A 6,747-nucleotide genomic window follows, 5' to 3' on the forward strand; every position below is an offset into this window, starting at 1 on the left:
AAAGAGGGGATTGAGGGTTAAACAGGGGGCCACTTAGAAGGTAAGCAGCCCGGGGCTCCGCCGGGGCGTTAAGCCTGCCATTGCTGCCAGAGCACGAAGCCCAGCACGGCGGCCACCCCAGCGTAGAGCAGGTAGGAAAGTAGGCGGCGTACCGGCCCCCGGGGGGGAGGAGCGCCCGCTTCTTGGCAACAACTCTTCATTGTCGGGCGGGTAAACCAGGAAGAAAAGGGGAAGGTGGGGGAGCGCACGTAGGCGCTCGGAGGACACGCCAACGCAAAGGCTCGCCCCGGACATAGCATAGCTATCCCGGGGCGAGCCTTTGGCACGTCAAGGAATCAGACCGTCAGGGACTGAATGAAAATCCGGATATCGGGTATTTTGGGGGGCAGGTGCTCGCGGAGCACCAAAACGACCGCGTGGGTGCGGTCCCACTGGCCGGCTGCCGGCCGGTAAAAGAACTCGGTGCTGGCCGGCAGCAGGGCCGGAGCGGACGATACTAGGTGCTTTTCACCGGGCGTCGCGAGCGCCTTGAGGATAGCGGCCGAGTTATCCTGGCAGCAGTCCTGCTGGTCGGAAGACTTGGTCGACTGGTGGTCGTGCGCGGGCTTGGCTTTCACCAGTACTTGCCCGGCCGCTGCCGGGTCGTGGCCGTGGCAGCCGGGGTGCGTGGGCTGCTTTGAAGCAGTAGCCTGGGTTTGTGGCGCGACGGGCCCCGGATTTATCGCTGCGCAGTAACACTGACCCACAAACACGTTGACGAAGACGAGCAGGAAGCTCGTCGCCAGCAAACGGCGGAACAGGAACAGGCTACGAAACATAACAGGTGCTAAGCAGCTGCAAAACTAGGCTTCTGCGCATAAAGTGCAGCACTACTCCTTTACTGTTATTTCCTGGGAAGAGTTCCAGCGCGGGCCGATCGCCCCCTGGATCCAAGGGTCAAATATGCTTTCTACAAGGCGTATGACAAGTTCCTGCCTATTGGATAATCCGCGAAGAGCGTGGGCGACCGCAAAATTATGCAAGCGTGAGACCCAATTATATAAATCGGTGTCGGCGAAGAAAGACCCCTTGCACCCCGTAACTCCCCGGCTGCAGCCCCTTTAATTAATGCTTCAGGGGCCCGCCGGCCGGTAGTTTCCCCTTGCCGAGTTGGTCCAGGGCGGCTCGGAACCCAGCCGCCAGTTGCGCCGCCGGGCCGCGACCGTAGTAGTGCAAAAACATCATCCGGGGCTGGTCGAAGAGCATGTGGTTGTGCACGGCCACCACTTCCAAGTTGTGGGCCCGCAGGACCTTAATGACGGGGTTCACCTCGTGCTCCAGCATAGCGATGTCGCCGGCAATGTGGCTATCGGCTTGCTTGCCGGCGAAGGCGGCCCAGGAGTTGAGCCCAATGGCGGCGGTCATCTCGGTGCCCATCATGATGGATTGCAGGTCGGCCCGGCCCACGGTGTACTTGTAGGTGGAACCGTTTACTACACCCGGGTAGCCCACGAGCTTATCGAGGGCCGGCAGCTCGAACAGCTCCTTGCCGGTGGGCGGACCGGCGCTGGGCGTGGCGTTGTTACCCGGCTGCGCGGGCGTGGCCGCCACGGTAGACTTCGGTTGATTGGCCGGCAGCAGCTTGGAGTCTTTCAGGGCCGCAGCAAACTTTCTGGCTAGCTCGGCGGGGCTGCCCATGCCGTGGATGTGCATGTAGAAGATGCGGGGCTCCTCGTAGAATAAGTGGTTGTGCACGGCCCCAATTTCCAGCCCCTGCGCCTGAGCCGCCGACATCAAGGGATTCACTTCCTCCTGCAGCAGCACCGTGTCGCTCATGAGCATGGCCGACTTGCCGTCGAGGGTGTGCTTAATGGCCACCCAGCCGCCAAAGCCAAACGAGATGGGCACGGGCTCGCCTTTGATGGTTACCTTCAAATCGTTACGCGGCAGTGGGGTGGTATGCGTGGCCTGGGCTTCCACGTAGGTGCCTTTCTTGCCCGGCGCGGCTTCAATGGCCGCTATTTCCGCGGCCGTGAGGGTCGGGGTTTTAGCGGCGACCGGGGCCGCTCCACTAGCCGGAGCTGGCAGGGAGCCCAGCAAGACCGGGGTGGTAGCCAGCGCGGCCGTCTTGAGCCAGGCACGGCGGGAAAAGCGGGAATCAGTTATATAGCAGGGCTAGAACAGCGTTACACGGCAGTTTATACTCAGCCTACGTAGAGCACCAGCAGACAGTACAGCGGATTGGCTTTAGCCCTACCCCTATCCACCGGAACAGCACTTCAAATTATGCAAGTTTGAGGAAGGATTTCGTACCAACTCCGGGCGTAACCCGCCGTTCCTTTGTAGGGTGTTTATGGGGCCCGTTCAGTTGCTACGTTGAACCTGTCCGGCACCCTTTGCCTCTACCCTCTTATGGAACCTACCACTAAAACCGAGACCCTCGACATTGAAGGCATGACCTGCGCCTCCTGCGCCTCCTTCGTCGAAAAGTCCCTGACCCGTACGCCCGGCGTGCAGCGGGCTGTAGTCAACTTTGCCACGGAGAAAGCCACCGTGGATTACGTGCCCACCCAGGCTACTCCCGCCACGCTGAAGGAAGCCGTCGTGAACGCCGGCTACGGCGTCACCGAGCGCGCCCCCGACACCTCGGCTGCTGACCGGCAGGCTGAAATCGACCAGCAGAAGGCGCTGGCCTACCAAAAGCTTAAGCGCCGCTTCTGGGTAGCGACCGCCTTGGCCGTCGTCATCATGCCCCTGAGTATGCTCATGCTGTGGCCGGCCCTGATGGCGCGCATCAACATGCAGTGGCTCAACTACGGCCTGCTCGTGCTCACCCTGCCCGTGCTCTTCTACAGCGGCCGCGAGTTCTTTACTTCGGCCTGGAACGGCTTCAAGCACCGGGCCGCCAATATGGATACCCTCATTGCCGTGGGTACGGGCGCGGCTTTTCTCTATAGCCTGGCGGCCACGGTAGCACCCGACTGGTTTATGCGCCGCGGGCTGATGCCCGAAGTGTACTACGACACCACCGCCACCATCATCGCCCTGATTCTGCTGGGCAAGGTGTTGGAGCTGCGCGCCAAAACCCAGACCTCGGCGGCCATCAAAGCCCTGATGGGGCTGCAGGCCAAAACCGCCCGCGTGGTGCGGCCTGGGGGCCAGGAAGTGGACGTGCCCATTGAGCAGGTTCAACTTGGCGACCTCGTCGTGGTGCGCCCGGGCGAGAAGGTGGCCACCGATGGCCTCATCGAGGAAGGCCACTCGGCCGTGGATGAGGCCATGCTCACCGGCGAGAGCCTGCCGGTGGAAAAGAAAACGGGGGACCCCGTCTTCGGGGCGACCCTCAACAAAACGGGTTCCTTCCGCTTCCGCGTCACCAAGGTGGGCGCCGACACCATGCTCGCGCAGATTGTGAAGCTGGTGGAGGATGCCCAGGGGAGCCGGGCGCCTATCCAGCGCCTGGCCGACAAGGTCAGCGCCATCTTCGTGCCCACGGTCGTGGTCATTGCCATCCTCACCTTTGTGCTCTGGTTTGATCTGGCGCCGGTAGAAGCCCGTCTGCCGCTGGCCCTGGTCAACTTCGTGGCCGTGCTCATCATTGCTTGTCCCTGCGCGCTGGGCCTGGCCACGCCCACAGCCATCATGGTCAGCACCGGCAAAGGGGCTGAACACGGCGTGCTGATTCGCAACGCTGAAGCACTGGAGAAGGCTTATAAAGTGAACACGGTGCTGCTCGATAAAACCGGCACCATCACCCGCGGGGAGCCGGCCGTCACGGACTTTGTGCCGGCGGATGGGCAGGACGCGGGCCAGCTCCTGCAGGTGGTAGCGGCCGTAGAGCGGCAGAGTGAGCACCCGCTGGCGGAAGCCGTGGTGCGCTACGCCGATGCCCAGCAGGCCACGGTGATTTCCGCCACGGGTTTCCAGGCCATCGAAGGCAAAGGGGCGCAGGCGTCCGTGAATGGGCAGGCGGTGCTCATCGGTAATGCGCGCCTACTCGCGGACGCTGACATTACCCTCTCTCCGGCCGTGCGTCGTCAGGCTGAGGAGTTGCTCACCCAGGCCAAGACTGTGTTATATGTCGCCATCAACAAGCAGGCCGTGGGTCTTATCGGCGTGGCCGACACCGTGCGCGAGTCGTCAGCGGTGGCCATCAAACGGCTGCAGGCGATGGGGATTGAGGTGGTGATGATGACGGGTGACAACCCCCAGACGGCGGCCCAGGTGGCCGGACAAGTCGGCATTAAGCGTTTCTTCGCCGAGGTGCTGCCCAGCGGCAAGGCCGGCAAAGTGAAAGAGTTGCAGGCCGAAGGGCGCACCGTGGCTATGGTCGGCGACGGCATCAACGACGCGCCCGCCCTGGCGCAGGCCGACATTGGCCTGGCCATGGGCGGGGGCACGGACGTGGCGATGGAAGCAGCCGGCATCACGCTCATGCGCTCCGACCTGAACGGCGTGGTCACGGCCATTGACCTGTCGCGGCAAACCATCCGTACCATCAAGCAGAACCTGTTTTTTGCCTTCATCTACAACACGCTGGGTATTCCCATCGCCGCCGGGCTGCTGTACCCCTTCTTTGGGCTGCTGCTCTCGCCTATGCTTGCCGCCGCCGCCATGGCGCTAAGCTCGGTGTCAGTGCTCACCAACTCGCTGCGCCTGCGCGGCTTCTCCCCCGTTAAAAACTAAGTTTATGGATATCGCCGAAATCATCGTGACCCTGACGGGCGTGGCCCTGTCCGGGTTTGTCATCTGGTACTTCTTCTTCTCTGCGCGCCAGACGGCCAGCGCCGTCTCTTCCTCCAGCGGGGTGCAGGAGGTGGACATCACCGTCAAGGGTGGCTACTCGCCCGACGTGATTGAAGTGGAGCGCGGCAAGCCCGTGCAGCTGAGCTTCTACCGGGATGAGGAAAACTCCTGCTCGGAGGAGCTGCTCATGCCCGACTTCAGCATCCGCCGCGACCTGCCCGCCTTCAAGACCACCCTGGTAGAACTGCTGCCCCAGCAGCCTGGCACCTTTCCCTTCACCTGCGGCATGGGCATGCTGCGCGGCAGTCTGGTCGTTAAATAAGTGCGTATTCCTGCCATGTCGCACCACGTGAACCCCTCGCACATGCTGCCAGCGCCCGGCACCCGGCGCTTGCTGATTAAAAACATGGTCTGCCCCCAGTGCATCCGCGTGGTGCGCGAGGACTTGAGTGCACTGGGTTTGCAGGTGCACCACGTGGCCCTGGGCGAGGCCGACGTGACCGTGCCCGGGGAGGCCGAGCCGGACTGGGACGCGATTCGCGCGACCCTGCTGGAAGCGGGCTTTGCCCTGCTGGAAGACCCCCGGGCGCAGCTGGTGGAACAAATTAAAACCCACCTGGTCACCCTCATTCACTACCCACCACCGGGCCCGCGCCTGCTCAACTACTCGGACTCCATCGTTGAGCAGCTGGGCCGCGACTACCACTACCTGTCCCACCTGTTTTCGGCGGAGGAAGGCCTCACTATTGAGAAGTTCATCATCCGCCAGAAGGTGGAGCGGGCCAAGGAGCTCATCGGCTACGGCGAGTTGACCATCGCCGAAGTGGCCCAGCAGCTGGGCTACAGCAGCCCGGCTCACCTCTCGCGGCAGTTTCGGCAGGTGACGGGCCTCACGCCCTCCGAATTTCAAAAGCTGGGACCGGCCAGCGCCGCCCGCCGCAGCCTGGACTCCTTGGTGTAGGTCGCTAAATTATGCAAGAGAAAAGGCCGATGGCATAAAAACCGGGGCAGTAAGCGGGGGGTTTGTATGGCTCACCCTTATCCCCCCCTTTCCCGTGAATATGTTCCGCCTTTTCCGATTGCCCTTGTTGTCACTGCTCGTTATTAGCGTCCTGTGCACGGCCTGTCAAAAGGGCCACGACATGGACGACATGGCTATGGACAGCGCCTACATGAACATCATGATGGACATGATGACGCAGATGGATGCGCAGGGTAAAACGCAGGACCCCGATCACGACTACGCTGCCCAGATGGTCCTGCACCACGAGGCCGCCATCTTGATGGCGGAAGAGCAGCTGCGGACGGGCACCAACCAGGAAATGAAAACCACGGCTCAAGCCATTATTACCAAGCAACGCGCCGAAATCGCACAGTTCAACGCCTTCCTGAACGGGCACCAGCCCATGCCGCCCTTAGTTTCGCAGTTCAACCAGCTGCAGAAAACCAACATGGACAAAATGATGGCCGCCAGCGACGCCCGCAGCATGACTGGTAAGCCCGACGTTGACTTTGCCCAGCTCATGGTCGACCACCACCAAGCAGCCATCGACAACTCCGAGGCCCTGCTGCAGTACGGGCGCAACTCCACCACTCGCGCCCTGGCCCAGGCCATTATTGCCGACCAGCGCCAGGAAATTGCGGCGCTCCAGAATTGGCTCACGCGCAATCGTTAGTCCCGGCTTACCCACCAACAAAGGCAGCTCCCAACGAGCTGCCTTTTTGCGTTTGGGGTGCTGGTAATGCCGCGAGCGTTGCGCCGCTCGGCCACAGCGACTGCGTAAGCGATTGATAGCCAGCGGGAAATTATGCAAGCAGAAGTGGGTAGAAAATAAATCCACGGCGCTGTAGGGCCGTTTTGGTAGGTATCTATGTCTCACTAATTTACTACCTGCTATGAATAAGTTTTTTCGCTTCCCCCTCCTCGCGCTGAGTTTACTGAGCGTCAGCCTCTCGATGGTCAGTTGCAGTAAAGATGAGGGGGGCTTGGTCCTCGTCACTCCCCACGATGCGAGCCCGTAC

At 61.7% G+C, this 6,747-nt stretch carries 7 protein-coding genes; 4 read left to right on the forward strand and 3 right to left on the reverse strand.

Translation table 11 applies throughout. From position 1 onward, the window contains the following. Nucleotides 1-68 precede the first annotated feature (68 nt). The 3 genes from H8B13_RS21440 to H8B13_RS20485 all read right to left on the reverse strand — a co-directional run bounded on the left by H8B13_RS21440 (nt 69) and on the right by H8B13_RS20485 (nt 2,079). Nucleotides 69-200 (reverse strand): hypothetical protein, encoded by a 132-nt coding sequence (locus tag H8B13_RS21440; RefSeq protein WP_261990500.1) that lies wholly within the window; start codon nt 198-200, stop codon nt 69-71. A gap of 135 nt (nt 201-335) precedes the next feature. Next, nucleotides 336-818: a hypothetical protein gene (locus tag H8B13_RS20480; RefSeq protein ID WP_187312664.1), complete on the reverse strand. Its 483-nt coding sequence runs from the start codon at nt 816-818 to the stop codon at nt 336-338. A 286-nt stretch (nt 819-1,104) separates the two neighbouring features. Next, the gene (locus H8B13_RS20485) at nt 1,105-2,079 is read right to left on the reverse strand and encodes a DUF1259 domain-containing protein (RefSeq protein WP_240935915.1); all 975 of its coding nucleotides are present in this window, start codon (nt 2,077-2,079) and stop codon (nt 1,105-1,107) included. A gap of 312 nt (nt 2,080-2,391) precedes the next feature. On the opposite strand from H8B13_RS20485, the gene H8B13_RS20490 reads away from it, so the two are divergent. The 4 genes from H8B13_RS20490 to H8B13_RS20505 all read left to right on the forward strand — a co-directional run bounded on the left by H8B13_RS20490 (nt 2,392) and on the right by H8B13_RS20505 (nt 6,401). Then, nucleotides 2,392-4,665, forward strand: a complete 2,274-nt coding sequence (locus tag H8B13_RS20490) for a heavy metal translocating P-type ATPase (RefSeq protein WP_166075263.1) — start codon at nt 2,392-2,394, stop codon at nt 4,663-4,665. A 40-nt stretch (nt 4,666-4,705) separates the two neighbouring features. Then, nucleotides 4,706-5,047 carry a cupredoxin domain-containing protein gene (locus H8B13_RS20495; protein ID WP_240935916.1) on the forward strand — a complete coding sequence of 114 codons (342 nt, stop codon included), beginning with the start codon at nt 4,706-4,708 and terminating at the stop codon, nt 5,045-5,047. Then, complete coding sequence (locus tag H8B13_RS20500; protein ID WP_315985179.1) at nt 5,048-5,686, forward strand: AraC family transcriptional regulator; 639 nt, start codon at nt 5,048-5,050, stop codon at nt 5,684-5,686. 100 nt (nt 5,687-5,786) lie between these two features. Then, entirely contained in the window at nt 5,787-6,401 is a 615-nt protein-coding gene (locus H8B13_RS20505) for a DUF305 domain-containing protein (RefSeq protein ID WP_166075266.1), read from the forward strand. Nucleotides 6,402-6,747 lie beyond the last annotated feature (346 nt).

Origin of the sequence: Hymenobacter sp. BT188, from assembly GCF_014333585.1 — a bacterium.
In the GTDB taxonomy this organism is placed as follows: Bacteria; Bacteroidota; Bacteroidia; order Cytophagales; family Hymenobacteraceae; genus Hymenobacter.